The 25,862-nt window shown below is 71.9% G+C and carries 26 protein-coding genes; 16 read left to right on the top strand and 10 right to left on the bottom strand.

The window, feature by feature from the left end:
• Positions 1-72: 72 nt before the first annotated feature.
• Positions 73-981 (bottom strand): alpha/beta hydrolase, encoded by a 909-nt coding sequence (locus OG990_RS21680; protein WP_355608302.1) that lies wholly within the window; start codon positions 979-981, stop codon positions 73-75.
• Between the two features lie 218 nt (positions 982-1,199).
• Between OG990_RS21680 and miaB the strand changes: the two genes are divergently transcribed.
• Positions 1,200-2,693: a tRNA (N6-isopentenyl adenosine(37)-C2)-methylthiotransferase MiaB gene (gene miaB, locus OG990_RS21675; protein ID WP_406076980.1), complete on the top strand. Its 1,494-nt coding sequence runs from the start codon at positions 1,200-1,202 to the stop codon at positions 2,691-2,693.
• A gap of 322 nt (positions 2,694-3,015) precedes the next feature.
• On the opposite strand, the gene OG990_RS21670 is transcribed toward miaB, so the two are convergent.
• Positions 3,016-4,224, bottom strand: coding sequence for a DUF349 domain-containing protein (locus OG990_RS21670; RefSeq protein ID WP_355608305.1), 1,209 nt, complete (start codon positions 4,222-4,224; stop codon positions 3,016-3,018).
• A 150-nt stretch (positions 4,225-4,374) separates the two neighbouring features.
• On the opposite strand from OG990_RS21670, the gene OG990_RS21665 reads away from it, so the two are divergent.
• From OG990_RS21665 to dapF, 3 genes are read left to right on the top strand one after another with little or no spacing between them, the layout of a single operon-like run.
• A complete protein-coding gene (locus OG990_RS21665) occupies positions 4,375-5,142 on the top strand; it encodes a hypothetical protein (protein ID WP_355608308.1) in 768 nt (255 codons plus the stop codon).
• On the top strand, positions 5,139-6,071 hold the full coding sequence (gene miaA / locus OG990_RS21660; protein WP_406076979.1) for a tRNA (adenosine(37)-N6)-dimethylallyltransferase MiaA: 933 nt from the start codon (positions 5,139-5,141) through the stop codon (positions 6,069-6,071). The genes OG990_RS21665 and miaA overlap by 4 nt, the downstream gene beginning before the upstream one ends.
• A 7-nt stretch (positions 6,072-6,078) precedes the next feature.
• A complete protein-coding gene (gene dapF, locus OG990_RS21655; RefSeq protein WP_328424799.1) occupies positions 6,079-6,930 on the top strand; it encodes a diaminopimelate epimerase in 852 nt (283 codons plus the stop codon).
• An 82-nt stretch (positions 6,931-7,012) separates the two neighbouring features.
• Here dapF and OG990_RS21650 read toward each other — a convergent pair whose 3' ends face one another.
• On the bottom strand, positions 7,013-8,479 hold the full coding sequence (locus tag OG990_RS21650; RefSeq protein WP_328424801.1) for an NAD-dependent malic enzyme: 1,467 nt from the start codon (positions 8,477-8,479) through the stop codon (positions 7,013-7,015).
• Positions 8,480-8,663: 184 nt separating this feature from the next.
• Here OG990_RS21650 and hflX point away from each other — a divergent pair, with 184 nt between their 5' ends.
• Positions 8,664-10,118 carry a GTPase HflX gene (gene hflX / locus OG990_RS21645; protein ID WP_328424803.1) on the top strand — a complete coding sequence of 485 codons (1,455 nt, stop codon included), beginning with the start codon at positions 8,664-8,666 and terminating at the stop codon, positions 10,116-10,118.
• A gap of 49 nt (positions 10,119-10,167) precedes the next feature.
• On the top strand, positions 10,168-11,862 hold the full coding sequence (locus tag OG990_RS21640; RefSeq protein WP_406076978.1) for a hypothetical protein: 1,695 nt from the start codon (positions 10,168-10,170) through the stop codon (positions 11,860-11,862).
• Positions 11,863-11,958: 96 nt separating this feature from the next.
• On the opposite strand, the gene lexA is transcribed toward OG990_RS21640, so the two are convergent.
• Positions 11,959-12,744, bottom strand: a complete 786-nt coding sequence (gene lexA / locus OG990_RS21635; protein ID WP_074318043.1) for a transcriptional repressor LexA — start codon at positions 12,742-12,744, stop codon at positions 11,959-11,961.
• Between the two features lie 592 nt (positions 12,745-13,336).
• Between lexA and nrdR the strand changes: the two genes are divergently transcribed.
• Positions 13,337-13,840: a transcriptional regulator NrdR gene (nrdR, locus tag OG990_RS21630; RefSeq protein WP_328424809.1), complete on the top strand. Its 504-nt coding sequence runs from the start codon at positions 13,337-13,339 to the stop codon at positions 13,838-13,840.
• A gap of 62 nt (positions 13,841-13,902) precedes the next feature.
• A complete protein-coding gene (locus tag OG990_RS21625; RefSeq protein ID WP_406076977.1) occupies positions 13,903-16,794 on the top strand; it encodes a vitamin B12-dependent ribonucleotide reductase in 2,892 nt (963 codons plus the stop codon).
• 268 nt (positions 16,795-17,062) lie between these two features.
• Here OG990_RS21625 and OG990_RS21620 read toward each other — a convergent pair whose 3' ends face one another.
• Positions 17,063-17,272, bottom strand: a complete 210-nt coding sequence (locus OG990_RS21620; RefSeq protein ID WP_406076976.1) for a helix-turn-helix transcriptional regulator — start codon at positions 17,270-17,272, stop codon at positions 17,063-17,065.
• A gap of 124 nt (positions 17,273-17,396) precedes the next feature.
• On the opposite strand from OG990_RS21620, the gene OG990_RS21615 reads away from it, so the two are divergent.
• Genes OG990_RS21615 through OG990_RS21595 form a run of 5 tightly spaced genes read left to right on the top strand, consistent with a single transcriptional unit; the run spans position 17,397 to position 19,128 of the window.
• Positions 17,397-17,585: a hypothetical protein gene (locus tag OG990_RS21615; protein ID WP_406076975.1), complete on the top strand. Its 189-nt coding sequence runs from the start codon at positions 17,397-17,399 to the stop codon at positions 17,583-17,585.
• Positions 17,582-17,761 (top strand): hypothetical protein, encoded by a 180-nt coding sequence (locus tag OG990_RS21610; protein ID WP_386989508.1) that lies wholly within the window; start codon positions 17,582-17,584, stop codon positions 17,759-17,761. Before OG990_RS21615 ends, OG990_RS21610 begins: the two co-directional genes overlap by 4 nt.
• Positions 17,758-17,976, top strand: a complete 219-nt coding sequence (locus OG990_RS21605; protein WP_406076974.1) for a hypothetical protein — start codon at positions 17,758-17,760, stop codon at positions 17,974-17,976. Before OG990_RS21610 ends, OG990_RS21605 begins: the two co-directional genes overlap by 4 nt.
• Positions 17,973-18,140: a hypothetical protein gene (locus OG990_RS21600; RefSeq protein WP_328424835.1), complete on the top strand. Its 168-nt coding sequence runs from the start codon at positions 17,973-17,975 to the stop codon at positions 18,138-18,140. The genes OG990_RS21605 and OG990_RS21600 overlap by 4 nt, the downstream gene beginning before the upstream one ends.
• Positions 18,141-18,192: 52 nt before the next feature.
• Complete coding sequence (locus OG990_RS21595; RefSeq protein WP_406076973.1) at positions 18,193-19,128, top strand: DUF2332 family protein; 936 nt, start codon at positions 18,193-18,195, stop codon at positions 19,126-19,128.
• 20 nt (positions 19,129-19,148) lie between these two features.
• On the opposite strand, the gene OG990_RS21590 is transcribed toward OG990_RS21595, so the two are convergent.
• The 4 genes from OG990_RS21590 to OG990_RS21575 are packed head-to-tail and all read right to left on the bottom strand — an operon-like array spanning position 19,149 to position 22,937.
• Positions 19,149-20,093: a MerR family transcriptional regulator gene (locus tag OG990_RS21590; protein ID WP_406076972.1), complete on the bottom strand. Its 945-nt coding sequence runs from the start codon at positions 20,091-20,093 to the stop codon at positions 19,149-19,151.
• Positions 20,094-20,136: 43 nt separating this feature from the next.
• Complete coding sequence (locus tag OG990_RS21585; RefSeq protein ID WP_406076971.1) at positions 20,137-20,976, bottom strand: alpha/beta fold hydrolase; 840 nt, start codon at positions 20,974-20,976, stop codon at positions 20,137-20,139.
• 50 nt (positions 20,977-21,026) lie between these two features.
• Positions 21,027-21,590: a dihydrofolate reductase family protein gene (locus tag OG990_RS21580; RefSeq protein ID WP_386989496.1), complete on the bottom strand. Its 564-nt coding sequence runs from the start codon at positions 21,588-21,590 to the stop codon at positions 21,027-21,029.
• Positions 21,591-21,641: 51 nt separating this feature from the next.
• The gene (locus OG990_RS21575; RefSeq protein ID WP_406076970.1) at positions 21,642-22,937 is read right to left on the bottom strand and encodes an MFS transporter; all 1,296 of its coding nucleotides are present in this window, start codon (positions 22,935-22,937) and stop codon (positions 21,642-21,644) included.
• 180 nt (positions 22,938-23,117) lie between these two features.
• Here OG990_RS21575 and OG990_RS21570 point away from each other — a divergent pair, with 180 nt between their 5' ends.
• The 3 genes from OG990_RS21570 (at position 23,118) to OG990_RS21560 (ending at position 25,064) form a co-directional block, all read left to right on the top strand.
• Positions 23,118-24,107, top strand: a complete 990-nt coding sequence (locus OG990_RS21570) for an asparaginase (protein WP_406076969.1) — start codon at positions 23,118-23,120, stop codon at positions 24,105-24,107.
• A 31-nt stretch (positions 24,108-24,138) separates the two neighbouring features.
• On the top strand, positions 24,139-24,393 hold the full coding sequence (locus tag OG990_RS21565) for a DUF5522 domain-containing protein (RefSeq protein WP_386989488.1): 255 nt from the start codon (positions 24,139-24,141) through the stop codon (positions 24,391-24,393).
• A 122-nt stretch (positions 24,394-24,515) separates the two neighbouring features.
• Complete coding sequence (locus OG990_RS21560; protein ID WP_355608354.1) at positions 24,516-25,064, top strand: hypothetical protein; 549 nt, start codon at positions 24,516-24,518, stop codon at positions 25,062-25,064.
• A gap of 18 nt (positions 25,065-25,082) precedes the next feature.
• On the opposite strand, the gene OG990_RS21555 is transcribed toward OG990_RS21560, so the two are convergent.
• Complete coding sequence (locus OG990_RS21555; RefSeq protein WP_406076968.1) at positions 25,083-25,772, bottom strand: metal-dependent transcriptional regulator; 690 nt, start codon at positions 25,770-25,772, stop codon at positions 25,083-25,085.
• Positions 25,773-25,862 lie beyond the last annotated feature (90 nt).

Genomic DNA, 25,862 nt, shown 5'->3' with positions numbered 1-25,862 from the left:
CGGGGGCAGGTGGCGGCTCGGCGGCCGGTCCGGTCGTCCGGGCCGTCGCCGTGGCCGTGCTGCGGCTCGGGCTCAGAGCTGCGGGCTGGCCGCGAGTTCCGGTGTGGTCAGCCAGGCCAGGGTCTGCGGCAGGATCTCCACCGCGCCGAAGTGCGCGGCGCCGGCCTGCACCTGGACCTCGGCGTGCGGGATCCGCGAGGCAAGCCACCAGGAGTGCTCGACCGGGGAGAAGCGGTCCTGCTCGCCGTGCCACAGCCGCACCGGCGCGCGGATCGCGCCGAGGTCGAACCCCCAGCCCCGCCGCATCGCCAGGACGTCGTCGATCCAACCCTCGGGGCCGTGCCGCAGCGCTTCGGCGTACATGTCGGTCAGCAGCCGGCGGATCGCGACGTCGTCGACCACCCGGATGTCCGCCTCGGGCAACTGAGGGCGGAGGAATTCCAGCAGCGTCATCGGGTCCCGCCGGGTTTGTTCCGCGCGGACCTTCAGGTTGAGCGTGAGTTCGGCCAGGTCCTCATCGGCCTGCCCGTAGTCCTCGACGTTGGTCTCGGACATGCCGGCGTACCAGTCCAGGTCGGGTGCGCCGGCCGGGGCGAGCCCCACCAGCACGGCGGCCCGGGTGACCCGGTCCGGCAGCAGCGCGGCGCAGGCCAGGGCGTGCGGCCCGCCGCCGGAGCGGCCCACCACCGCGAACCGCTCGATGCCGAGGTCGTCGGCGATCGCCGCCACGTCGGCCGCCGCGTCGGCCACCCGTCGACCCTCGTGCCGGCTGGAGTCGCCGTAACCGGGCCGGTCGTAGCAGACGAGTTGGATGCCGAGGCGGTAGAGGACGATGCCGCGAGGGCGGGGGCCGCTGCGGCTGCCCGGTGTGCCGTGCAGCAGGAAGACCGCGGGCCCGTCCGGCGAGCCGGAGGTCTCCACCGCGAGGCGGCGGCCATCCGGAGTGGCGACGGAGTGCTGTGCCGCATGTTGTCGCGTCACGGTTGCCTCCCGCGGGTCGTCATGTGGTCCCCCGAGTACGGAGCCGCGCATCGGCGGCACCGAGTGCAAAGCCCCCGAAATCGCCCAGACATATTCTTGTTGTGCAGCGTACTGCCCGTCGTGAGCCCCCGCCATGGGCCACCGGGTCAATGCCGGTCGGCTGGGCCTGCCGACCGGGCCGCTACCCTGGTAGCCCGAGGGGAAGGGGCACCAAGAGGGTGGCTAGGACCTACAACGTCGTGACGTACGGCTGCCAGATGAACGTGCACGATTCCGAGCGCATCTCCGGCCTGCTTGAACAGGCTGGCTACGTGCGTGCGGTGCCGGCCGACGACACCCCCGACATCGTCGTTTTCAACACCTGCGCGGTCCGGGAGAACGCCGACAATCGGCTCTACGGCAACCTCGGTCGTCTGCGCCCCGTGAAGGACAAGCACCCCGGGATGCAGATCGCGGTCGGCGGCTGCCTGGCCCAGAAGGACCGTGGCGAGATCGTCCGCAAGGCTCCCTGGGTGGATGTGGTCTTCGGCACCCACAATATCGGTGCGCTGCCGGTGCTGCTGGAGCGGGCCCGGCACAACGCCGCCGCCGAGGTGGAGATCCTGGAGTCGCTGGACGTCTTCCCGTCCACGCTGCCCACCCGGCGCGAGTCGACGTACGCCGGCTGGGTGTCGATCTCGGTGGGCTGCAACAACACCTGCACGTTCTGCATCGTGCCGGCGCTGCGCGGCAAGGAGAAGGACCGCCGCCCCGGCGACATCCTCTCCGAGGTGCGCGCCCTGGTCGACGAGGGCGTACTGGAGGTGACTCTGCTCGGGCAGAACGTCAACTCCTACGGCGTCGAGTTCGGTGACCGGTACGCGTTCGGCAAGCTGCTGCGCGCGTGCGGCGACATCGACGGGCTGGAGCGGGTCCGGTTCACCAGCCCGCACCCGAAGGACTTCACCGACGACGTGATCGCCGCGATGGCCGAGACGCCGAACGTCTGCCACTCGCTGCACATGCCGTTGCAGTCCGGCTCCGACGACGTGCTCCGGGTGATGCGCCGGTCCTACCGGTCCGAGCGCTACCTGGGGATCATCGAGAAGGTCCGGGCGGCCATGCCGGACGCCGCGATCACCACCGACATCATCGTCGGCTTCCCTGGCGAGACCGAGGCCGACTTCCAGCGCACCCTGGACGTGGTCCGCGAGGCCCGGTTCTCCTCGGCATTCACCTTCCAGTACTCCAAGCGCCCCGGCACCCCCGCCGCCACCATGGACGGCCAACTGCCCAAGCAGGTCGTGCAGGAGCGCTACGAGCGGCTGGTCGCCACCGTCGAGGAGATCACCTGGGCGGAGAACAAGCGCCTGGTGGGGGAGACCGTCGAGGTGCTGGTCGCGGTCGGCGAAGGCCGCAAGGACGAGCAGACCGGGCGGATGTCCGGCCGGGCCCGCGACGGTCGGCTGGTGCACTTCGCGACGGGAACGGCCGACGGCGGGTCGATGGCCGGCCAGATCCGGCCGGGGGACATCGTGCACACCACCGTCACGTACGCCGCGCCGCATCACCTCAACGCCGACGGTGCGCCGCTGTCGCACCGGCGGACCCGGGCCGGCGACGCCGCCGAGGCGGGGCGCTCTCCGCGTACCCCCGGGGTGTTGCTGGGGCTGCCCACGATCGGCGCCCCCGCGGTCGTGCCCGCGACCACCAGCGGCTGCGCCGCGCACTGATCCGACGGCAGGGGTCCCTTGTTGTCGCCCGGCGACAACAAGGGACCCCTGCTCACGCCGTGATCCGGCGGCCCGGCAGCTCAGCAGCTGGTGCCGTTGAGCCTCACCGTGCCGCTCGCCGTCCGCGCTGCCCGTGCCTCACGCCCGCGCCACCCTGCCCGCGGCGCGCGTACCCCGCATGATCGTGCTCGATCCTGGTTGTAGTGGTCTCGCTCTGATCCTGATGCCACTACTTCCTGGATCGAGCACGATCATGGGCTGGGCGCGGACGTGCGGAAGCCCCGGTCCCCTAGCGGGGCCGGGGCTTCCGGAACGCGTCAGCTCAGCCGGCCTGCTCGGCGAGCTGGAGGAACTGCCGCTTGGCGGCGAGGGCCTGCTCGGCCTCCTTGATCCGGCGGGCGTCCCCGGCGCTCTGCGCCCGGGCCAGCCGGTCCTCCGCCTCCGCCACCTGCGCCCGCATCTGGGCGAGCAGCGGGTTGTCCTCCTTGGTGGTCCGGCGCCACGCCGAGTCCATCACCTCGCGGACCTTGTCGTCGATGACGCGCAGCCGGCGCTCCAGCCCGGAGGCGGCCTCCCGGGGAACCCGGCCGGCCTCGTGCCACTGTGCCTGGATCTCCCGCAGCTTGGCCTGGGCGCCCTTCGGGTCACCGTCGATGTCCAGTGCCTCGGCCTCGGCCAGCAGGGCCTGCTTGCGCTCCAGGTTGCCGCGCTGCTCGTTGTCCCGGGCGGAGAAGACCTCACTGCGCCGGCTGAAGAAGGAGTCCTGTGCGGCCCGGAACCGTTCCCAGAGCTTCTGCTCGGCCTCCTTGGAGGCGCGCGGCGCGGCCTTCCACTGGGTCATCAGCTCCTTGAGCTGGTTGGCGGTGGCCGCCCACTCCGTGGAGTCGCTGAGCTTCTCCGCTTCGGCGACCAGCTCTTCCTTGGCCGTCTGCGCCTGCTTGCGCTGCGCGTCCAGGGAGGCGAAGTGGGCGCCCCGGCGGCGGGTGAAGCCGTCCCGGGCGGCGGCGAACCGCTTCCACAGCTCACCGTCGGCCTTCTTGTCGACCCCGCGAATGGACTTCCACTCGTCGAGGATCTCCTTGAGCCGGTCCCCGGCGGTCTTCCAGCCGGTGGACTCGGCGGCGAGCTTCTCGGCCTCTTCGACCAGCGCGGTCTTGCGGGCCAGGGCCTCGACGCGAGCGGCGTCCCGGGCAGCGCGCGCCTCGCCGGCCTTCTCCTCGGCGAGGGTGGCCAGCTTGTCCAGCCGCGCGGCCAGCGCGTCGATGTCGCCGACCACGTGGGCTTCGGGCAGCGAGGCGCGGATCCGCCGGATCGTGCTCAGCGAGTGCCCGGCATCCGCCGCGCCCGAGTTGAGCCGCGCCTCAGTCAGGTCCACCTCGGTCACCAGGTCGGCGAAGCGGCGTGCGAAGTGCGCCAGGCCTTCCTCCGGTGCTCCCGCCTGCCAGGATCCGACCACCCGCTCGCCCTCGGTGGTCTTGACGTACACGGTGCCGTCCGCGTCCACCCGTCCGAAGGCAGTCCAGTCGCTCATGTGCCCATCCTCGTTCTCCCGGCGTCGAGGGAACTGGCCCCCGTCGCCGCCACGGCGCAGTCAAGTTGCTTCCGGCATTGTCACAGGTCCGACCCCGTCCGCGTCGAGCGCCTATCGCCGACCGTGACCATACGGTGTCCTAGCGCCCGAATGACCGGATCGGCGCGGAGACGCACCGAGCATTCCCGCTACGGTGAACGAGTGCCACTGGTCGCCGCCGCAGTCTGCCCCCATCCGCCCCTGCTCGTGCCCGAGGTGGCGGCCGCCGCCGCACCGGAACTGGACGACCTGCGGGCGGCCTGTGACATCGCCGTACGCGGCCTTTTGACCGCCGACCCGGACGCCGTGGTGCTCCTCGGCGCCGGCCCGGCCACCGGCCCGATCCTGCCCCCGGCCACCGGCTCCCTGCAGCCCTGGGGCGTCGACCTGGACGTGCCGCTGACTCCCGGCCAGCCCGACCGGGGCGCGGTCCTGCCGCTGAGCCTGACCATCGGCGCATGGCTGCTGGCCCGGCACCGTGTGCGGCCGCCGGTGACCGCCGTGCAGGTGGCCGCCGACGCCGGCCCCGCCGAGCTGGCCGCGCTCGCCGACCAGATCAGCGCCGTCGGCGCCCGGGTGGCGCTGCTGGTGCTCGGGGACGGGTCGGCCTGCCGGGGGGAGAAGTCTCCCGGGTACGACGATCCGCGCGCCCGCCCGTACGACCAGCGGGTCGCCACGGCCCTGGCCGGGGCGGACCTGGACGTCCTGCTCGACCTCGACCCCGGCCTGTCCGCGGAGCTGAAGGCCGCCGGCCGGGCGCCCTGGCAAGTGCTCGCCGGTGCGGCCCGGTCGGCGGGGCGCCGGTGGCGGGGCGAGCTGCTGCACGACGCCGCCCCCTACGGTGTCGCCTACTTCGTGGCGTCCTGGGAGCCCGCGTGACCCGCGACGGGACCCGCCCGGTCGGCACGGTCGTCGCGGTGGTCGGCCCGACCGCGGCGGGCAAGTCGGCGCTGAGCATCGCGTTGGCGCACGCCCTGGACGGGGAGGTGGTCAACGCCGACTCGATGCAGCTCTACCGGGGCATGGACATTGGCACCGCCAAGCTGACCCCCGCCGAGCGGGACGGGGTGCCGCACCACCTGCTGGACGTCTGGGAGGTCACCGAGCCGGCAAGCGTCGCGGAGTACCAGCGACTGGCCCGTGCCGCCGTGGACGACATCCTGTCCCGGGGCCGGGTGCCGCTGCTGGTCGGCGGCTCAGGGCTGTACGTGCGGGCCGTGCTGGAGCACTTCGACTTCCCGGGCACCGACCCGGCGCTGCGCGAGCGCCTGGAACGGGAGCTGGCCGAGGTCGGCCCGGCACCGCTGTACGCGCGGCTGCGCGCCGCCGACCCGGCCGCCGCCGAGGGCATCCTGCCCGGCAACGGCCGGCGGATCGTCCGGGCACTGGAGGTGATCGAGCTCACCGGTGCGCCGTTCGCCGCGTCGCTGCCCGAGCCGACGCCGTACTACCCGTCGGTGCAGCTCGGGGTCGACCTGGACACCGGGGTGCTGGATGAGCGGATCGCCCTGCGGGTCGACCGGATGTGGGCCGACGGCCTGGTCGCCGAGACCCGCGAGCTGGTCGGGCGGGGGCTGCCCGAGGGGCGGACGGCCAGCCGGGCGCTCGGCTACCAGCAGGTGCTGCGCCTGTTCGCCGGTGAGCTGACCGAGGCGCAGGCGCACGAGGAGACGGTCCGGGCGACCCGGCGGTTCGTCCGCCGCCAGCGTTCCTGGTTCCGGCGCGACCCGCGGATCCACTGGCTGGACTCGGCAACGCCGGACCTGATCGAGGCCGCCCTGCGCCTGGTGCCCGCCGCTGCGCGATGATGGAGACGTGGAGTTCACCAAGGGCCACGGCACCGGCAACGACTTCGTCCTCCTTCCCGACCCGGACGGTCAGCTCGATCTGACCCCGGAGTTGGTCGCTGCACTCTGCGACCGACGGCGGGGCATCGGCGCGGACGGGGTGCTGCGGGTGGTCCGCGCGGCCAAGCATCCCGACGGCGCCGGGCAGGCCGGTGAGGCCGAGTGGTTCATGGACTACTGGAACGCCGACGGCTCGTTCGCCGAGATGTGCGGCAACGGCGCGCGGGTTTTCGTCCGCTACCTGATCGACACCGGGCTGGCCACGCCTGCGGGTGCGGCGCTGCCGGTGGCCACCCGCGCCGGCCTGGTACGCGCGCTGGTCGAGGGGGACACCGTCGCCGTCGAGATGCGCCGTCCCCGGCTGCACGCCGGCTCGGCGGCCACCTTGGGCGGGCTGACCCTGCCCGGCACCGCCGTGGACGTCGGCAACCCGCACCTGGTCTGTGTCCTGCCGGCTGCCCTGGACCTGTCCGCGCTGGACCTCAAGACCGCGCCCGGGTACGACCCGGAGGTCTTCCCGGCCGGGGTGAACGTGGAGTTCATCGTGGCGGGCGAGCCGGTCGACGGCACTGACGAGCACACCCTGATGCGGGTGTACGAGCGCGGCAGCGCGGAGACCCTCTCCTGCGGCACCGGCGCCTGCGCGGTGGCCGCCGTGGCCCTGCGCGACGGCGGCCGGGACGCCGGGGTGGTCGCGGTGGACGTCCTCGGTGGCCGCGTCACGGTCACCGTGACCGACGACTCCTGCTGGCTCTCCGGCCCTGCCGTCCTGGTGGCCACCGGAGAGGTCGACCTCGCCGCGCTGCCCGGGGCCGCCTGACCCTGCCCTCTGTTGATCAAGAGGTTTGCGTCGCCAGCGAGGCGCTGAATGACGCAAACCTCTTGATCAACAGAGGGAAGGGTCAGGGGGTGGCGGAGGCGTTGGCGGCGATCTCGGGGAGGTCGGCGGGGCCGGGGTCGGCGGCCGGCAGCGGGCTGGGGTTGTGGGCGGCGGCGCGCACGGCGGCGGCGACCGCCGGGGCGACCCGGGGGTCGAAGACGCTCGGCACGATCACCGTCGGGTTGATCTTTTCCTCGCCGACCACGTCGGCGATGGCCCGGGCGGCCGCGATCGCCATCTCCTCGGTGAACTCCTCGGCGTGCGCGTCGAGCATGCCGCGGAAGACACCCGGGAAGGCGAGCACGTTGTTGATCTGGTTCGGCTGGTCCGAGCGGCCGGTGGCGACCACCGCGGCGTACTTGCGCGCCTCCCGCGGGTCGACCTCCGGGTCCGGGTTGGCGAGCGCGAAGACGATCGAGTCCTTGGCCATTCCGGCGATGTCGTCGCCGGTCAGCAGGTTCGGCGCGCTCACCCCGATGAACACGTCGGCACCCTGGATCGCGCCCGGCAGATCGCCGGAGTAGTTCTCCTTGTTGGTGTTCTCCGCCAGCCACTGCCAGGCCGAGTTGAGCCCGGTCTGCCCGCGGTGCAGGGCGCCCTCCCGGTCGTACGCGATGATGTCGCCGACGCCCTGGCGCAGCAGCAGCTTCATGATCGCGGTGCCGGCCGCGCCGGCCCCGGAGACCACCACCCGGACGTCCGCGAGCTGCTTGCCCACCACCCGCAGCGCGTTGGTCAGCGCGGCCAGCACGCAGATCGCGGTGCCGTGCTGGTCGTCGTGGAAGACCGGGATGTCCAGCAGCTCACGCAGCCGGGCCTCGATCTCGAAGCAGCGCGGCGCGGCGATGTCCTCCAGGTTGATCCCGCCGTACGCCGGCGCGATCGCCTTGACGATGGCCACGATCTCGTCGGTGTCCTGGGTGTCCAGCACCACCGGCCAGGCGTCCACCCCGCCGAAGCGCTTGAACAGCGCCGCCTTGCCCTCCATCACCGGCAGCGACGCGGCCGGCCCGAGGTTGCCCAGGCCGAGCACCGCGGAGCCGTCGCTGACCACCGCGACGGTGTTGCGCTTGATGGTCAGCCGGCGGGCGTCCGCCGGGTTCTCGGCGATCGCCATGCAGACCCGGGCAACCCCCGGGGTGTACGCCCGGGACAGCTCGTCACGGTTGCGCAGCGCGACCTTCGAGGTCACCTCGATCTTGCCGCCGAGGTGCAGCAGGAACGTCCGGTCCGAAACCTTGCGCACGTCGACGCCGTCCAGCGCGGTCAGCGCGTCGACCACCTGGTCGGCGTGGCTCGCGTCGGCGGTGTCACAGGTCAGGTCGACGATCACGTGGGTCGGGTCCGAGTCCACCACGTCCAACGCCGTGACGATCGCCCCGGCTTCGCCGACCGACGTGGTGAGCCGGCCGATCGAGGAGGCGTCCGCGGTTACGGCGATCCGGATGGTGATTGAAAATCCGGCGCTCGGCAGTCGGGTGATGGCCACGGGGTCCCTCCGTCACGGCTGGGCGGCCGCTCGGCCGCCGCCCCGCATTTCTACCGGGTTGTCGAGGTCGACCGGCATTCGCCCCCACTTTTGGTGACCCCTGGGGTGGGCATATAGCAGGTGCGCTCAGCGTTGCGTCATGTCAGGATTACTTTCTACTTATCAAAACGGACAGGAGACCCGCTTGCGAGACCAGGAGAGCTTCGTCCCCGTCGAGGACGAGTTCGACGACGTCACCACTGGCGAGATGGAGCTGTCGGAGCGGCAGTCGCTGCGACGCGTACCGGGCCTCTCCACCGAGCTCACCGACGTCACCGAGGTGGAATACCGGCAGCTGCGGCTGGAGCGGGTCGTCCTGGTGGGTGTCTGGACCGAGGGCACGGTGACCGACGCGGAGAATTCGCTGACCGAGCTGGCCGCGCTGGCCGAGACCGCTGGTTCGCAGGTGCTCGAAGGGCTGATCCAGCGCCGCACCCGACCCGACCCGGCCACCTACATCGGCCGCGGCAAGGTTGAGGATCTCGGCGCGGTGGTGCTGTCCAGCGGTGCCGACACGGTGATCTGTGACGGCGAGCTGTCCCCGTCCCAGCTGCGCAACCTGGAGCAGCGCACCAAGGTCAAGGTGGTCGACCGGACGGCACTGATCCTCGACATCTTCGCTCAGCACGCCAAGAGCAAGGAAGGCAAGGCGCAGGTCGAGCTGGCCCAGCTCGAGTACCTGCTGCCGCGACTGCGCGGTTGGGGCGAGACGCTCTCCCGGCAGACCGGTGGTAGCGGTCGCGGCGGTGGCGCCGGCGGCGGCGTGGGTCTGCGTGGTCCCGGTGAGACCAAGCTGGAGACCGACCGGCGTCGGATCCGTACCCGCATCTCCCGGCTGCGCCGCGAGATCAAGGGCATGAAGACGGTACGCCAGACCAAGCGTGCGCGGCGTTCCCGTAACGCCGTCCCCGCGGTGGCCATCGCCGGCTACACCAACGCCGGCAAGTCCAGCCTGCTCAACCGGCTGACCGGCGCGGGCGTGCTGGTGGAGAACGCGCTGTTCGCCACCCTGGACCCGACCACCCGTAAGGCCACCGCCTCCGACGGGCGGCTCTACACCCTCTCCGACACGGTCGGTTTCGTCCGGCACCTGCCGCACCAGATCGTCGAGGCGTTCCGCTCGACGCTGGAGGAGGTCGCCGAGTCGGATCTGGTGGTGCACGTCGTCGACGGCACCCACCCGGATCCGGAGGAGCAGGTTCGGGCGGTCCACGAGGTGCTCGCCGAGGTGGGCGCGGATCGGCTTCCCGAGCTGCTGGTGGTCAACAAGACCGACTCGGCCGACGAGGACACGCTGCTGCGGCTCAAGCGGCTCTGGCCGGACGCGATCTTCGTCTCCGCGCACTCCGGGTGGGGCATTGACGGGCTGCGCGAGGCGATCGAGGAGCGGTTGCCGCGCCCGGCTGTGGAGGTCCGCGCTGTGCTGCCGTACGACCGGGGTGACCTGGTGGCGCGGGTGCACCGCACGGGCGAGGTGCTCAGCACGTCACACCTGCCGGAGGGCACGCTGCTGCACGTCCGGGTCGGTGCGGCGCTCGCCGCTGAGCTGGCGCCGTTCGATGTCGAGCGGCAGGGTCAGGCGGCTGGCGCCCGGGCCTGAGCGTCCACGCGTCATCCAACAGAAACGCGTGGCATGCGACACTGGCCGAATGCGCCGCGTTGTTTCCTCGGTCACGGTTGCCCTCGGCCTGCTTGGGGCAACCGTGGCGCTCGCCGGAGTCGCCGCTGCGGCACCCGCTCCCGGGTCGTCCGAGCAGCCTGCCGTCACGCCTGGTAAGAAGCGTTGCACGATCGTCGACGAGCGGCTCCGGGAGTTGTCCGGGCTGGTGGCCACCAAGAGCGGCTACATCGTCATCAACGACGGCACCGACAACGCGGCACGCAAGCGGGTCTTCTTCCTGGACAGTAAGTGCAAGATCTCGAAGGAGCCGGTCCGGTACTCGGGGCAGGGCCCGTTCGACACCGAGGACCTCGCCCTCTCCAAGGACGGCGCGACCCTCTGGATCGCCGACATCGGCGACAACGCCACCTCGAAGGAGCGCCGTACCCGGGTCGCGCTCTGGTCGATGCCGGTCACCGGCGCCAAGCAGCCGGTGTTGCACCGGCTCTCCTACCCCGAGGGCAAGCCGCACGACGCCGAGGCGCTGATCATCGGCGACGACGGCAAACCTTTGATCATCACGAAGGTGACCAGCGGCAAGGCCGAGATCTACACGCCGGCAGCGGCGTTGAAGAACGGTGACACCGACCCGGTGCCGATGCGCAAGGTCGGCGACATCTCACTGCCTCGGACAGAGACCGAGAACCCGCTCAACACGTTCGGTCGGGTCGCGATCACGGGCGCGGCGCGGTCGCCGGACGGCGCGCGGGTGGTCCTGCGCACCTACGCGGACGCCTTCGAGTTCGACGTGACCGGCGGTGACATCGTCGGTGCGCTCACCACCGGGAAGCCCCGGGTCACGCCGCTCGCCGACCCGTTCGGTGAGGCCATCACCTACACCCTGGACGGCAAGACCTTCCTCACCGTCTCCGACGGTCAGCAGTTCACCGAGGACGACACGGTCGACATCCTCAGCTATACGCCGTCCACCTCGACGGCGGCGCCGCTGGCGGCCGCCGGTGGTGCCAAACCGGCCGCCTCGAAGTCCTGGATCGACGGGCTGAGCTTCGACGACATCACCTACCTGGTCGGCGCGGTCGGGCTGGTCGGTCTGCTGCTGGTCGGTGCCGGCATCATCGGCATCCTTAGGGCCCGCCGCCGGCCGCCGACCGCCGACGCGTCTGACCGCTCTGATCCGGACGGCGCTCCCGTCGACCGGCGCGGCGGCCGTGCCGACGACGGTTTCCCGGCGGCCGGTGACCGCTCAGGCGGTGTCTACGGCGGTGGCGCGCCGGCTGGCGGCGCGGTCTACGGCGGGGGTCGTGGTGGTCCGGCTCCGGCGGGTGGTCCGGCCCCGGCAGGTGGCGCGGTGTACGGCGGTGGCCGTCCGGCGGCTGCCGATGGTGGCTACGGCCCGGCCCGGCCCGGCGGCGGAGGAGCCGGTGGTGGTGTCTACGGCGGCGGTCGTCCCCCTGCGGGTGGCGGTGGCCGGCCGGCGGGTGGCGGTGGCGGTCGTCCCCCTGCGGGCGGCGGCGGTCGTCCCGGCGGTGGCGTGTACGGCGGCGGTGGCCAGCCCGGCGGCGGCCAGCCTGGCGGCGGTCGTGCGGAGCCGCCCCGGCGTGGTGGTCAGGAGCCCGACTACCGGGGCCAGCGGCCCGGCCGTCGGCGTGACGAGGAAGTGCCCGGTGACCCGTACGGGCCGTATCCCGGTGGCGGTCGTGGCCACCGGGGCGACCGCTACTGACGCCTCGGATCACGGCCGTGGCGTGCGACGGCCGATCGGTCGAACCGTCGTCGGGTCAGCGCGGGTGAGCGCTGTCGGCACTCACCCGCGGACCGGTCAGATCCGACGTAGCACCGCCACGACCCGGCCCATGATGGTGGCGTCGTCACCGGGGATCGGGTCGAAGGCCGGGTTCTGCGGCATCAGCCAGACGTGCCCGTCGCGCCGCCGGTAGGTCTTCACCGTCGCCTCGCCATCGAGCATGGCTGCGACGATCTCGCCCGAGTCGGCGGTCGGCTGCTGCCGGACGACCACCCAGTCGCCGTCGCAGATCGCCGCGTCGAGCATCGAGTCACCCTTGACCTGGAGCATGAAGACCTCGCCCTCGCCCACCAGCTCGCGGGGGAGGGGGAAGATGTCCTCCACCGCCTGCTCGGCGAGGATCGGCCCACCGGCGGCGATCCGGCCCAGCATCGGCACGTACGCCGGAGTCGGCCGCTGTGCCCGGCTCAGCTCGTCGTCGATGGCCTCGCTGGGGGCGCGGACGTCCACCGCGCGCGGCCGGTTGGGGTCGCGGCGCAGGAAGCCCTTCTTCTCCAGCTCCTTGAGCTGGTAGGCGACGCTGGACGGCGACACCAGGCCGACCGCCTCGCCGATCTCCCGGACGCTTGGCGGGTAGCCGTGCCGCTCCACCCAGTTGCGGATGAACTCCAGGATGCGGCGCTGGCGGGCGGTCAGGTCGACCGTCGCCGGGTCGGGGAAGGTGCTGACCACCGGAGTGACCGGGCGCACGGCGGGCTGGCCCGTCCGGCTGCGCGCGGCGCTGCGGCGTCGGGTGGCCGGTGGGCCCGCCTCGGTGATCTGCTGCGGGCTCTTCGGCCGGCTGGCCCGGTCCTCGGTCACGTCCGTCCTCCCTGGTCGGCGCTGGGTGCCTCGTCGGCTCGTGGTGCGTGCGGTGGTGCCACGACGGTGCTGAGGGTGGTGCGTCGCCGGGGGTGCTGAAGATCCATCACGCCCGGTTGTTCCTGACCGTATAGGTGACATCGGTCATTTTCAAACATCTGTACGACCTCTCACCGGCGTGTCGGGGTGAAAAACGGCTCCGGTCGTACGGATGTTCTGATAAATGGTACGTCGGGTAGCACGGGTGTTCGATCGTCGGCCGTTTTCCGGGCCGCTTCGGCCTGCCGACCGGTAACTCGCGCGGCGCCCCGACGTTGGGTCTTCCGGCGGGGCGTTGGGGTGCTGATGACCGGATGGTCCGTGACGCGCCGGACATGCCAGCCAACTTGACCCGGGTTCGCCCGCGACATACGGTCAACCCCTAGATGTAGTAGTGACACGGGCGTAAGTTGCCTACAGGTTGGGTCCGACTACCGACCGCACTCCCGTAGGGTTGCTCACGGCGGGGGCCATCTGAGGGTGGCGCCGTCGCGGTGAGCCATGTCCGGGGGTGCCCGGTGCGGCCGAGTTGATCATGATTAGGAGGTAGGCGATGCGGTGTCCGTACTGCCGGCACGCTGACTCCCGGGTGGTCGACTCGCGGGAGGCCGACGACGGCCAGCTCATCCGACGGCGACGGTCCTGCCCGGAGTGCGGCAAGCGGTTCACCACCGTCGAGGAGGCGGTCCTCGCTGTCGTCAAGCGCAGCGGGGTGACCGAGCCGTTCAGCCGTACGAAGATCATCGGCGGGGTGCGCAAGGCGTGCCAGGGTCGGCCGGTCGACGAGGACTCGATCGCGCTGCTGGCCCAGAAGGTCGAAGAGACCGTACGGGCCAAGGGCGCGGCCGAGATCCCCAGCCACGACGTGGGGCTGGCCATCCTGGGCCCTCTGCGGGACCTGGACGAGGTGGCGTACCTGCGGTTCGCCAGCGTCTACCGGTCCTTCGACTCGCTCGCCGACTTCGAGCAGGAGATCGAGACATTGCGGGCCGCCGCCCGCGCCCGAGAGGGCGCGGTGGAGGCCGGGGCGGCGGGGACCGCCGGCCGTACCAATTGAGGTTTGTGTTGCTGACAGGTGGACGCGCGGCGGGTGACCGCGTGGACGAGGGGGCGGATGAGATGTCGGGGGATGGTGTGACGACAAGCAGGTCACGGAGCAAGGCCAGCGCGAGCGCCGGGCTGAAGATCGAGCGCGTGTGGACGACCGAGGGGGTCCACCCGTACGACGAGATCGCCTGGGAGCGCCGCGACGTCGTGATGACGAACTGGCGGGACGGCTCGATCAACTTCGAGCAGCGCGGGGTGGAGTTCCCGGAGTCGTGGAGCGTCAACGCGGCCAACATCGTGACCACGAAGTACTTCCGGGGCGCGGTGGGCACCCCGGAGCGGGAGTGGTCGCTCAAGCAGTTGATCGACCGGGTGGTCAGCACCTACCGCACCGCGGGTGAGGAGTACGGCTACTTCGCCAGCCCGGCCGACGCCGAGATCTTCGGGCACGAGCTGACCTGGATGCTGCTGCACCAGGTGTTCAGCTTCAACTCGCCGGTCTGGTTCAACGTCGGCACGCCGTCGCCGCAGCAGGTCAGCGCCTGCTTCATCCTGGCCGTCGACGACTCGATGGACTCGATCCTTGACTGGTACAAGGAAGAGGGGCTGATCTTCAAGGGCGGCTCCGGCTCCGGCGTCAACCTGTCGCGGATCCGCTCCTCCCGGGAGCTGCTCTCCTCCGGTGGCACCGCCTCCGGCCCGGTCAGCTTCATGCGCGGCGCGGACGCCTCCGCCGGCACCATCAAGTCCGGCGGTGCGACCCGGCGGGCGGCCAAGATGGTCATCCTCGACGTGGACCACCCGGACATCGAAGAATTCGTGGTCACCAAGGCGCGCGAGGAGAACAAGATCCGCGCCCTGCGCGACGCCGGGTTCGACATGGACCTCGGCGGCGCCGACATCGTCAGCGTGCAGTACCAGAACGCCAACAACTCGGTCCGGGTCTCCGACGAGTTCATGTCTGCGGTGCAGAACGGCGGCGGCTTCGACCTGCGCGGCCGGCTGGACGGCGCGGTGATCGACACCGTCGACGCCAAGAAGCTGTTCCGCACCATCGCCCAGGCCGCCTGGGAGTGTGCCGACCCCGGCCTGCAGTACGACGACACCATCAACGACTGGCACACCTGCCCGGAGACCGGCCGGATCACCGCGTCGAACCCGTGCTCGGAGTACCTGCACCTGGACAACTCCTCGTGCAACCTGGCCTCGCTGAACCTGATGAAGTTCCTCCGCGCCGACGGTGGCTTCGAGGTGGAGAAGTTCGTCAAGTCGATCGAGATGGTCATCACCGCCATGGACATCTCGATCTGCTTCGCCGACTTCCCGACCGAGAAGATCGGTGAGACCACCCGCGCCTACCGGCAGCTCGGCATCGGCTACGCCAACCTGGGCGCCCTGCTGATGGCCTCCGGCCTGCCGTACGACTCGGAGCAGGGCCGCTCGGTCGCTGCGGCGATCACCTCGCTGATGAACGGCACCGCGTACCGCCGCTCGGCCGAGCTGGCCGGCATCGTGGGCCCGTACGACGGCTACGCCCGCAACGCCGAGCCGCACAAGCGGGTCATGCGCAAGCATGCCGCCGCCAACGACGAGATCAAGCCCACCAGCACGGTGGCCACCGCGATCGTCCGCGAGGCGACCAAGCAGTGGACCCAGGGCAACAAGATCGGTGACAAGAACGGCTGGCGCAACTCGCAGGCCAGCGTCCTCGCGCCGACCGGCACCATCGGCCTGATGATGGACTGCGACACCACCGGCGTCGAGCCGGACCTGGCGCTGGTCAAGTTCAAGAAGCTGGTCGGCGGCGGCTCGATGCAGATCGTCAACCAGACGGTGCCGCGCGCCCTGCGCAGCCTCGGCTACCCCGAGGAGCAGGTCGAGGCGATCGTCGAGCACATCGCCGACCACGGCCACGTGGTGGACGCCCCCGGCCTCAAGCCGGAGCACTACCCGGTCTTCGACTGCGCGATGGGTGAGCGGTCGATCGCCCCGATGGGCCACGTGCGGATGATGGCGGCCGTCCAGCCGTTCATCTCCGGCGCCATCTCCAAGACGGTCAACATGCCCGAGCAGGCCACCGTCGAGGACGTCGAGAAGATCTACTTCGAGGGCTGGAAGCTCGGCCTCAAGGCGCTGGCGATTTACCGGGACAACTGCAAGGTCGGCCAGCCGCTCTCGGTGGCCAAGCCGAACAAGACCACCGCCCCGGCCGCCGTCGAGGCCGCCAAGGCCGCGCCGGTCGTCGAGAAGGTCGTCGAGTACCGGCCGGTGCGCAAGCGTCTGCCGAAGAAGCGCCCGTCCGAGACGGTCTCCTTCTCCGTCGGCGGTGCCGAGGGCTACCTCACCGCGTCGTCCTACCCGGACGACGGCCTCGGTGAGGTCTTCCTCAAGATGTCCAAGCAGGGCTCCACCCTGGCCGGTGTGATGGACGCCTTCTCGGTGGCCATCAGCATCGGTCTGCAGTACGGCGTGCCGCTGGAGACGTTCGTCAGCAAGTTCACCAACATGCGCTTCGAGCCGGCTGGCATGACCGACGACCCGGACGTGCGCATGGCGGCGTCGGTGATGGACTACATCTTCCGTCGCCTGGCGCTGGACTTCCTGCCCTACGAGCGCCGCGCCGAGCTGGGCATCTTCACGGCCAGCGAGCGGGCCGCCCAGTTGCGGGCCGAGGCTGAGGCGGAGAGCGCCGCGGTGACTGGTGCCGAGCTCACCGCGATGGCGTCCTCGGCGCCGGTGGAGGCCCCGGCCAAGCCGGAGCCCGTCGCTCAGCCGGCCCAGGAACTCGCCGAGGTGGCCGCCGCCAAGCCGGCCCCGAACGTGGGTTCCAGCACCGAGTTGCTGGAGGCCGTGATCGGCAAGGCCGCCGACGCACCGCTCTGCTTCACCTGCGGTACGAAGATGCGCCCCGCCGGTAGCTGCTACGTCTGCGAGGGCTGCGGCTCCACCAGCGGCTGCAGCTGACGTACGCGAAACACCGCACTGCCCCGGCCTCCTGATGGGAGGTCGGGGCAGTGTTGTTCTCTGGCTCCCGCAGGTCCTCGCCGAGGGCATGTGCCCTGAGACCGGTATACCTCGGAGGCATATTGATGACTCTGAGGTATACCGCTCAGGGTGGTGCATGCTTGCCGGCGTTCATCGCCCTGTGGCTGACCGACCGGTGAGTCTCACCCGGCGGTGATTACCGCCGTCCTGACTGCGGCCCGGCGCGGGTCTGCCATCGAGGCGTGGATCAGCGGTCTTCGTCGCCGTCGGTAGGCCGTGGTGGGCGGTTGTGCCGCGCCCACTCGTCCACCTCGTCGGCGTCCCAGATCGTCGTCCCGATCAGGCGGGCGACCGGCTCGGGAAAGCCGGGCCGGCGGGTGATCTGCAATACCCGCTGTCGCGACACGCCGAACAGGGCGGCCAACTCGCCAGGCCCGTACAAGCGCGGTCGCTTCACCGGCTGAAAGTAGGCTTGACTCGTGGTTGACTATTGTCACTTACAGATTGTCAAGCCAAAGGTAGGGTGGTGTCTATGAATCGGCTGCGCCCGGCGATGGCGGAACGGACTGCCGGGAGGCCGGATGCCCAATCGGGTGTCGTACGACGACTACGTGCTGGCGGTGGCGATGACTCTGGCGCGGCGGCATCGGCCGGTCTGGTCGTGGCGGCGGTGGCGCCGGGTCTGTCGCTGCGGCGCGGATCTGCCCTGTCGAGCCCGGCACCGCATCCCGATCCGGCGAGGCCACTGGCCAGGGGAGGAGCAGGAGTGACCGAGGATCAGGTCGGACGAATCCTCTCCGTGCACCTACCCGGCGTCGACGGCCTGTGCGCTGGCTGTCGCTGGTGGTGGGCACGGCTGTCTCCGTACCCCTGCTATCAGGCGGAATGGGCGGCCCGCTGGCACGCACGGGTCGCCACCCGGCGCTTTCTGGACGGCCTGCCGTGACCACGCACGGCCCGGTCCTTCCGGTGTGGACCTGCGGTGGCTGCGACGGCCCCTGGCCCTGCCGGACCAGGCGCACGGAGTTGCGCGCCGAGTTCGACGGTGCTCCGGTATCGCTGGGCCTCTACATGGGCTCCTACCTGGTCTGGGCGGCCGAGGACCTGACCTGGGTGCCCGCCGGGCTGCTGCACCGGCGCTTCCTGGGCTGGATTCGGTGAGTCTGATCCGGCGGGGCGACGAGCGGTTCCACTACAGCGACAACTCGCACAGGTGGATCCCGCCAGACCCGGACTACGACCAGGAAGCCTGGGACGAGATGGTCCGGCAGCACCAACGTCAGCACCTGGAGGAGATATCCCGGCGCAGGAAGCCGCGCCCGTGACCCGGGGGAGGCGGGGTCGGTATTGCCGGGGGATGGCTGCGACGATCAGGGCATGACGACCGCTGAGGCGTACGCCAGGTTCGCCAACCGCGAGGTGCGGCGGGTCTCGCCCGCGTACGAGCGGCTGTCCCGGGCGGTGTCCCGGGACGCCGAACTGCTCGCCCTGCTCGACGGGCTCCCGCTGGCCAAGCGACAGCCGAACCTGCTGTTCGGCGTTGTCCGGTGGCTCGGCGGCCCGGTCGAGGACCCGGCTGCGTTCCACGACTACGCGGTGGCGAACTGGTTGGCCATCGAGGCGCAGATGCGGGCTCGGGCCACCCAGACGAACGAGGCCGGCCGGTGTGCGGTTCTGCTGCCGGTGCTCGCCGCGCTGCCGCAGCCGCTCGCCCTGCTGGAGGTCGGCGCGTCCGCCGGGCTCTGCCTCTATCCCGACCGGTACGCCTACCGCTACGGCGAGCACCGGGTCGGCTCCGGGGAGCCGGTCCTGGAGTGCGCGGCCAGCGGGTTGGTCCCGCCGGCAGCCGTACCCCAGGTGGTGTGGCGGGCCGGCCTGGACCTCAACCCCCTCGACGTGACCGACCACGACGACGTGTCCTGGTTGGACGCGCTGATCTGGCCGGAGCACGCGCACCGGCGGGCGCGGCTGCGGGCCGCGGCGGCGGTCGCCGCGGCCGAACCGCCGCTGCTGGTCCGTGGCGACCTGGTGGACGACCTGCCGGCGCTGGCCGCGCGGGCGCCGGCGGAAGCGACGCTGGTGGTCTTCCACACCTCCGTGCTCTACCAGGTGCCCGTGCCGCGCCGGGAGGCGTTCGTCCGGCTGGTCCGTGGGCTGCCCGGTCACTGGATCGCCAACGAGGACCCGGAGGTGCTGCCCTATGAAGGGCTGCCGGAGTCGCCGGAGGAGGGGCTGTACAACGTCCTGGCGCTGGACGGCGCGCCGCTGGCCTGGACCCGAGGTCACGGTCAGGCGATGAGCTGGTTCGCCTGACGCCCTTCGCCCGCAGGCGATCAGGTCAGCATCCGGGCGCGCAGGGCCCGGCTGAACCAGTCCACTGCCGGCGCCACCCCACCGCCGGTCGACCATCCGTTGATCACCGCGAGCAGGTCGAGGTAGCGGTCCCGGCGGGGGTCGTTCGCCGTGTCCAGCCGGTCCAGCAGCCGCTGGCGCAGGTCGGCGTCATCGGGCCGGTTGGTGAGGTGTGCGTACCGGCCGATGACCGCCACGACCACCGGATCGGCCTCGGGTCCGGTCGGATCGAGACCGGCCGCCAGGGCGGGGGCCACACCGTCCCGGACCACCGCGACGGCGTCCGGGCGGGGCAGCCCTGGGACGTCGTGGTCGGCGGCGTACTGCCGCACCAGCCGTCGCATGCTGGCCCGGAAGTCCGGGTCCTGGGCCAGCTCGGCCAACTCCACCCACGCCTCCACCTGCTCGGTGCGGGGATCGTCGGGCAGCTCCGGGGTCAGCGACCGCATGATCCCCGGGTACGCCGGTGTGGTGGCCAGGCCGTCGAAGACCGCGTCGAGGAAGTCGGCGACCAGCCGTCGACGTTCCTGCCCGGAGAGCCGGGCCAGGGTGTGCAGCAGCTCCATCTCCTCGGCTCCGCCGCCGCGCTTGGCAGCCGCGGTGAGCACCGCCTGGCGTAGCCGCAGCACGCGGATCTGCACCGCCAACGCCTCGGCGTGCGCCGCGGCCACCTCGTGCAGCGGAACCTCGTGGTCCACCACCCGTCGGATGGCGGCGAGGTCCACGCCGAGGTCGCGCAGCGTCCGGACCAGCTCCAACCGGGCGGCGGCGTCCGGGCCGTAGCGGCGGTAGCCGGCCGGGCTGCGGTCGGTCGGTGGCACGATGCCCCGGTCGGCGTAGTAGCGGATGGTCTTGACGCTCAGGCCGGTCCGTTGGGCCAGTTCGCCGATCGTGTAACGCGTCTCGCCGTTCATGCCCTTCACCATGCTGTCTCCTCCCGGTGGAGACTCAAGCGGCTGGTGCCGACGGTCAGCCGAGGAACGCCGCGAGCGTCGCGGTGAACCGGTCGGCGTCGTCGAGCCACGGGTAGTGTCCCGCGCCGGGCTGGACGACCAGGTCGGCGCCCGGCATCAGCTCGCCGAGCTGGGCCACCAGGCCCGGCGGCGCGCCGAGGTCCAGCTCGCCGGCGAGCAGCAGCACCGGGCCGTGGTGTGCGGCGAGCGCGGTGCGGGTAGCGGGCGGATCGAAGGCGCCGTCGGCGCCGAAGACCCGGGCCGCCTCCTGGTTGCGCTGGTGGGGCTCGGCCGCCTGGTGTGCCCGGGCGGCGGCGTCCCACCGGCCGTAGAAGAACGGCGCGATCGCCTGCCAGGCGTCGTCGGTGGCCCGACCGGCCACCATCGAGTCCAGTGCCGCGACCGCCGCCGGGTACCACGGCTCACCGGCCCGGACCCGGGTGACCTCCTCGCGGAGCGCAGCGGTCGCCGCGAGCCCGACCGCCCGGGTGCTCGGGGTCACCAGCGCGAGCCGGCCCACCCGCTCGGGGTGCCGGGCGGCGTACTGCAACGCCACGTTGGCGCCTGCGGAGTGCCCGAGCAGGTCCAGCCGGTCGAGGTCCAGGTGCCGGCGCAGCGCCTCCACATCACCGACCAGCCGGTCACAGCGGTAGCTGGAGACGTCCGCCGGCTCGGCCGACCGGCCGGTGCCCCGATGGTCGAGGACGACCAACGTCCGGTACGCGCCCAGACCGCCGAGGTCACCGAGGTACGCCGAGTCGCGCATCGGGCCGCCGGGCAGGCAGACCAGCGGGGCGCCACCGCCGAGGACCCGGTAGGCGAGCGTGGTGCCGTCCGGCGTGGTGAAGGTGGTCATGAGCACACCCTGCCAGGACCGGTCATCCTGCGGGAGCCGCCCGGCGCCGCTCAGCGGGCCCGCTCGTGGCGGATCAGGACGACCCCGTTGCCGAACTTCCTGCTCTCGACCAGCCGCAGGCCGGTCGGGGCGTCGCTGTCGGGGAAGAGGCGGCGGCCCCGGCCGAGTAACACCGGGTGGATGTAGGTCCGGTATTCGTCGATCAGGTCGTGCCGGGCGAACGTGGCGGCCAGGTCGGCCCCGCCGAGCGCCAGGTCGCCACCGGGTTCGGCGGTGAGCTTCCGGACCTGCTCGACGTCGACCTCACGCACCACGGTGGCGTTCCAGTCGGCGTGGTCGAGCGTCCGGGAGTAGACGATCTTCGGCATGTCCCGCCAGATCTGGGCGTACTCGCGCATCGGGGCACTGGCGGTCGGGTCCTGGTCGGCGGTCGGCCAGAACGCGGCCATCAGTTGGTAGCTGACCCGCCCGTTGAGGAACCCGCCCATCGGGGCGATGACCTCGTTGAAGTGCTCGTGCAGCTCGTTGTCGACCTGGTGCCAGCTGAGGTCGCCGCCCGGGCCCTCGAAGAACCCGTCCAGCGACAGGCTCATGTGCACAACGATCTTCCGCATCGTGTTCCCTCCGTGTTCCTCGACGGGTGCCGTGCCGAGCATCGTCGGACCCTACGACGGAATCGTCGGCCGCTCCGCCGACACCGGCGGCATGTCGCGCATCCGGCGCAGCGGGGAGCAGACCACGAACAGGCACGCCGCCCAGGTGCCCAGCACGCACACCCAGAGCGCCCCGCGCAGTCCCAGCGCGGTACCGAGCACGCCGCCGGCCAGCGCGCCGAGCGGGATCACCCCGAAGCAGATCCAGAGGAACGCCGCGTTGACCCGGCCGAGGATCGCCGGCGGCGTGATCCGTTGCCGGTACGTCATCGCCGCGACGTTGTACAGCACCGCGTTGGCGGAGAACGCGGCGAGCCCGACCCCGTAGAGCAGCACTCCCCACCCGGGCTGCGCCAGTGGCATGAGCAGGTAGAACGGGCCCGGCGCGGTCATCGCCACCCAGATCACCCGGGCCGAGCCGAGCCAGGTCGACAGCCGGGCGGCCAGCACACCCACCACCAGCCCGCCGACGGCGCTGACCGAGAAGACCAGCCCCACCTGCACCGGGGTGGCGTGCAGCTCACGGACCAGGAAGGTCACCTCGATCGAACCGGAAGCCATCACGAAGAAGTTCGACCAGGTGGTGCAGGCCAGGATGCTCACCAGGATCGGTTGCCGCCGGATGAAGGCGAGCCCGTCGGTCAGCTCCACCCGCAGCGGCACCCGCGGGGCCGGCTCGCGGCGTACGGGCGCCTCCCGGATCAGGATGAGCGTCACCGCGCTGACCAGGAAGGCGCACCCGTTCGCCAGGAACGTCCGGGCGGCGCCGACCAGCCCGATCAGCGCGCCGCTGACCGTCGGGCCGACGAGTTCGGCGGCGTCCTGGCTGATGGTGAGCTTGGCGTTGCCGTCCACCAGCAGGTCCGCCGGCACCAGCCGGGGCAGCATGCTCTTGTACGCCACGGTGAACAGCACGGTGAGCACTCCGCCGAGCCCGACCACCGCGTACAGGAAGGCCAGGGTGAGCTGGTCGACCAGGGCGGCCACCGGCAGCGACAGCATGAGCGCGGCCCGACCCAGGTCGCACGCGATCATCAGGCGTCGCTGGTCGATCCGGTCGGCGACGATACCGGCCGGCAGCGAGAAGAGCAGGTACGGCAGCCAGGCCAGGACGGTCAGCAGGGAGACCTGGAACACGCTGGCGTTCAGGGTGTCGGCGGCGAGCAGCGGCACCGCCACGCTGGCGATCCTGGTGCCCAACTCGCTGACCGTCTGCCCGCCCCAGAGCAGCAGGAAGTTCCGGCTGTGCCACAGCGACGGGCCTCGCCCCGCCACGACCGTCGGGGCTTGGATCGCCTGCTCGGTCACGGTCACTGCCTGTCTGTGCGGTCACGGGTGCCGCCGGGCGGCAGCCCGGGGACACTATCGGGGCCGCGACACCGTGCGACACCGCATTTCGCCCCGCCGGCCTGGTCATCGGGCCTGTCGCCAGGGCGGGTACGGTCCCAGGGCCGCCGGCACCGGGGCGGCGGAACGGAGGCTCCACCCGTGTCCATCGCCCTGATCACCCTCGGCGGCACGATCGCCATGGGCGGCGTCGACGCCGGCCGCCCAGGTGTGGTCACCCGACTCACCGGCGCGGATCTCACCGCTGCCGTGCCCGGCCTCGCCGAGCTGGGCGTACCCGTGGACGTGCGGGACACCCACGCGGTGCCCAGCGCCAACCTCACCGGCCGTCATCTGCTCGACGTGGTCGCGGACGCGTCCCGGGCGGTGGCCGGCGGCGCGACCGGCGTGGTGGTCACCCAGGGCACCGACACGCTGGAGGAGACGGCGTTCCTGGCCGACCTGGTCTGGCCGCACGACGCCCCGCTGGTGTTCACCGGCGCGATGCGCAACCCCACTCTGGCCGGCGCGGACGGGCCGGCGAACCTGCTCGCGGCCCTGCGGGTGGCCGCCGCGCCGGTCGCCCGTGGCCTGGGCGTGCTGGTCGCCGTCAACGACGAGGTGCACGCCGCCCGCTGGCTGCGCAAGACGCACAGCACCAGCACCGCCACCTTCGCCGCCCCCAACGCCGGCCCGATCGGGCAGGTGATCGAGGGGGAGGTGCGGGTGCTCACCCGGCCGGCGCGGCACGAGCCGCTGCCCCCGGTCGACCCGGCCCGGCTCGACGCGACCCGGGTGGCCCTGTACGTGCTGACGATGGACGACGACGGGCTGCTGCTGGACGGCCTGGCCGGCAGCCACCAGGGCCTGGTGGTGGCCGGCTTCGGAGTCGGGCACGTGCCCGCCGCGCTGGCCCCGGTGCTCGGGGACCTCGCCGGCCGGATGCCGGTCGTGCTCACCTCCCGCTCCGGGGCCGGGTCGGTGCTGCGACACACCTACGGGGCGGTCGGCTCGGAGACCGACCTGCAACGGCGCGGGCTGCTCAACGGGGGGTTGCTCGACCCGTACAAGGCGCGAGTGCTGCTGCGGCTGCTGCTGGCCGCTGGCGCCGGCCGGGACGAGGTGGCCGCCGCCCTGGCCCGGCACCGCTGACCAGTGGGTCGGGCGTCCCTAGACTGCTGCGGTGACCGGAGAGCGACGACCGTTGGCGGATCGGCCGCTCACCGAGCCGCACCCGTCCCGGCTACCGCCCGATCACCCCGACCGGGCTCGGATCCTCGCCGCGCACGCCGCCGCGCTGGCCACCGGGGAGGCCGGCTATCTGGACCCGGCGACGGGGTTGTTCGTGCTCAGCGCCGGGTTTCTCGCCCGGCGCGGCACCTGTTGTGGACGCGGCTGCCGGCACTGCCCGTACGTGGACGATCCGCCGGCCGGATGAGCGCGGGCCGGGTCGCGGCGGACCCGCCGAACGAGGGCTTCCGCCGGACCCGGACACCCCGTACGGTTTCCGACGGACATCCGGCGGGCGCCTACCGCCGTCGGTCGGCGAGAGGGTGGAGCGTGCGCGGGCGGATCGTGGTCGCCGGTTTGGCGGGGCTGCTGGTGAGCGGCTGTGCCGCCGACGCCGAGCCGGTGGCGGTGCCGCCGCCGGCGCCGATCGCGGTGGACGTGGCGGCGGCCTCCTCGGGCGGCGCCTGCCGACTGCTGGACTTCACCGTGATCGAGCAGTTGGTGAAGGTGCGCTTCGACGTGGCGGCCGCCAGCGAACGCGGCGACACCCACACCTGCGTGCTCCGGGCCGAGAGCGCGGCGCTGCCGGAGCTGACGTTGACCGTGACCGACACCAAGATCGACAAGGCCACCTTCGGCGCGGACGTGGTGCCCGACAAGGCGGCGAAGGTCACCGGGCTGGGTCAGCAGGCGTACCGGCGGACCGTGGCAGCGGCGGGTGGGCGCGGGCCGGTCGCCGAGGTGGGCTGGCTGGCCACCGAGGGGCGGCTGGCGGAGCTGAGCTGGACCGGCGCCCGCGACGCCGAGAGGTCGGCGGCCGAGAAGCTGACCGCCGACCTGATCGCACTGGCCAAGAAGGTGAACACCCGGGCGCTGTGACGCCGGGGCCGGCCTCGGTCAGTTGGCCGCGACGAAGACCCGGGAGGCGACCTCGCGGGGCAGCCGGACCCGGTCCCCGGAGCGGTCGATCGACACCCCGTCGCGCTCCTGGGCCACGGTCACCGTGGCACCCGGGTCGACGCCGGCGGCGTGCAGCTGGCGCAGCACGTCACCGTTGGTCTGCACGCTCTCGCAGATCCGGCGCACCACGACCGGCCCGGAAAGGCCGGGGAAGGCCAGGTTGCGCTCGCCCTCGCCGGCTTCGGCGGTCTCCGCCTCCGGCGAGCCCAGCGCCTCCAGCCCGGGAATCGGGTTGCCGTACGGCGAGCGGGTCGGCCGGTTGAGCAGGTCGTACACCCGCTTCTCCACGGCGTCGCTCATCACGTGCTCCCAGCGGCAGGCCTCTTCGTGGGCCTCCTCGTAGGGCATCCCGATGACGTTGACCAGCAGCAGCTCGGCGAGGCGGTGCTTGCGCATCACGGACACGGCGCTGCCGCGGCCCTGTGCGGTGAGCATCAGGTGCCGGTCGCCCTCAACCGTGAGCAGGCCGTCGCGCTCCATCCGGGCGACGGTCTGGCTCACCGTGGGCCCGCTCTGCTTCAGCCGCTCGGCGATCCGGGCGCGCAGCGGCGGCACACCCTCCTCCTCCAACTCGAGGATGGTGCGTAGGTACATTTCGGTCGTGTCGACCAGGTCGTGAGACTTCATGACGTCAGCGGCCCTCCGGTGCACGATGCTACCTCGGAGAACGCCGATCGACCGCCGCCGAGCCGCGAGCCGACGACCGGGATGGTGTTG

The organism is Micromonospora sp. NBC_00858 (genome assembly GCF_045207365.1).
In the GTDB taxonomy this organism is placed as follows: Bacteria; Actinomycetota; Actinomycetes; order Mycobacteriales; family Micromonosporaceae; genus Micromonospora.
Note: the sequence above shows the minus strand (reverse complement) of the source record. Positions and strands in the feature narration are given on the sequence as shown.

Coding starts and splice junctions, on each gene's coding strand:
- OG990_RS21670 (WP_355608305.1), bottom strand. CDS start 4,224: ATGAGCGACTGGACTGCCTTCGGACGGGTGGACGCGGACGGCACCGTG.
- OG990_RS21665 (WP_355608308.1), top strand. CDS start 4,375: ATGACCGGATCGGCGCGGAGACGCACCGAGCATTCCCGCTACGGTGAA.
- OG990_RS21640 (WP_406076978.1), top strand. CDS start 10,168: ATGCGCCGCGTTGTTTCCTCGGTCACGGTTGCCCTCGGCCTGCTTGGG.
- nrdR (WP_328424809.1), top strand. CDS start 13,337: ATGCGGTGTCCGTACTGCCGGCACGCTGACTCCCGGGTGGTCGACTCG.
- OG990_RS21625 (WP_406076977.1), top strand. CDS start 13,903: ATGTCGGGGGATGGTGTGACGACAAGCAGGTCACGGAGCAAGGCCAGC.
- OG990_RS21615 (WP_406076975.1), top strand. CDS start 17,397: ATGCCCAATCGGGTGTCGTACGACGACTACGTGCTGGCGGTGGCGATG.
- OG990_RS21595 (WP_406076973.1), top strand. CDS start 18,193: ATGACGACCGCTGAGGCGTACGCCAGGTTCGCCAACCGCGAGGTGCGG.
- OG990_RS21590 (WP_406076972.1), bottom strand. CDS start 20,093: ATGGTGAAGGGCATGAACGGCGAGACGCGTTACACGATCGGCGAACTG.
- OG990_RS21585 (WP_406076971.1), bottom strand. CDS start 20,976: ATGACCACCTTCACCACGCCGGACGGCACCACGCTCGCCTACCGGGTC.
- OG990_RS21580 (WP_386989496.1), bottom strand. CDS start 21,590: ATGCGGAAGATCGTTGTGCACATGAGCCTGTCGCTGGACGGGTTCTTC.
- OG990_RS21555 (WP_406076968.1), bottom strand. CDS start 25,772: ATGAAGTCTCACGACCTGGTCGACACGACCGAAATGTACCTACGCACC.